1 protein-coding gene is annotated in these 1729 nt (G+C 65.6%); it reads right to left on the bottom strand.

Translation table 11 applies throughout. From position 1 onward, the window contains the following. Positions 1-297 precede the first annotated feature (297 nt). Positions 298-1419 carry an IS110 family transposase gene (locus G6035_RS19445; RefSeq protein ID WP_176618748.1) on the bottom strand — a complete coding sequence of 374 codons (1122 nt, stop codon included), beginning with the start codon at positions 1417-1419 and terminating at the stop codon, positions 298-300. Between the last annotated feature and the right edge of the window lie 310 nt (positions 1420-1729).

Genomic DNA, 1729 nt, shown 5'->3' on the forward strand with positions numbered 1-1729 from the left:
GCCTGATATGTGGGAAGGTTTGTCAAGAGGCAGTGATGAGCGGCTCCCAACTTCTTTGGTGGGGGCGCTGGATTGGGTGCCGTCCGGGTGTGGTGGCCGTGCTGGCTAGTCTTGTGTTCGACTGCAGTGTCAGCCTGATATTCGCGGATTGGGTTACCGCATGACGATTGTTCGGCTGGGGCATATCGCTGTCTAACATCGAGCGTCAACGGTATGGGCCGCTTGCTCATAGGCGCGTCTCGAGTTAGCCCCAAAGTGCTGCCACGTCACGGCCGCCACACTCCGGAAGGCACGTTGTCAGGCCGCGTTCATGCGGCCTCCCTGCCCGTGTTCGCCTTGTTGCAGGGGTGTGGCCAAGGACCAGCACCAGCCGGCGAGTTCCCGCGCGATCGCGGTGTTGGCCGTGACGGAGCGTTTCTTGCGGGCATCGAAGACCTCCCACTTGTGGTGCAACCTGCGGTTGCCCTCCAAGGCGCGGATCCGGGTGGCCGGGCCAGCCAACTCCAGCTGCCGCAGCAGGCGGATCCCGGGCCGGGCATAGGGGCGCCGGTGCTGCCACGCCGCCTCGACCAGGAGCTTGCGGGTGTACTTGTTGCCGGCCTTCGTGATCGGGCCCTGGTGCCGGGACTGGCCCGAGGACTGCTCGCTGGGCACCAGCCCGACGTAGGAGCCGATGCTGGCGCCGGTGAACCGGGTCCAGTCGCCAATCTCCACGGCAAGCCCGAACCCGGTCGTGACCTGGATACCGCGCAGACACATCAGCGCGTTGATGACCTCCGCGTACTCGCAGTCCCTGGCAACCAGTTCGACGTGCTGGTCGATGCGCTTGAGGTGCGCGGCCAGCAGCTCGACCTGCTCAACGTCGGCCTCCCAGGCGAACTGCAGCACCGGGGAGTCGAAGCACTGGCGATGCAGCCAAAGCACGTGCTCCCTCGTCCACTTCGTCTCCTTCGGGTAGCGGATGCCGTGGCGGAGCAGGACCGCGTTCACGTGCTGGCGGGCATGGGCCAGGTTCTTCGCCGCCGTGGCCCGCAACCGGGACAAATCCCTCAAGTCCTCCTGCTCCCGCGTCGGCACCCGGACCTCGGTCACCTGCCCCAGGGCCAGCATCTCAGCCAGCAGCCGGGCGTCGCGCTTGTCCGTCTTAATCCTGTCGCCAGGGGCGCGCAGCAGCTTCGAGGACGCCGCGACCACGCAGTCAATCCCGGCCTCCCGCAGAAAACGTGCCAGGACGTACCCGGTCGGGCCGGACTCGTACACGGCCTTCACCGGCGGCTCGAAGCGCCGGATCCAGTCCAGGACGACCGCCGGGTCCGAATCCATCTGCATCCTCACCAGCTCTCCCGTATCCGGGACCAGCGCGCAGCCTACAACGGAAACTGCGTGAACATCCAACCCAATAAACGTACGATTGTACATAGCCGGGACCTCCTAAAATTCACATGTGGCTCTACCAATGCAACTCTCATGAAGGCACCAAGCCAAGAGGTTGTTCAATGGCAACCCACGGATGCTGTGACAAGGACAGGCCCCGGCCTTCACCGGAGGCAGCCCGGCCACTTGACCGTCCGGATACAAGGCCGTTCCCGCCGGGTCACAGGCCCCGCGGCGCCGCCACCAGGACAACGAAAGCCCGCCAGACCCAGGCCGGCGCCACGGGACCGCCCGGCGACAATGGCCGCCCGGACGGGCAGGAAACCCAACCGCCCCCTACCTCATATCGTCTAAC

The organism is Arthrobacter sp. SDTb3-6 (assembly GCF_013376095.1).
Lineage (GTDB): Bacteria > Actinomycetota > Actinomycetes > Actinomycetales > Micrococcaceae > Specibacter.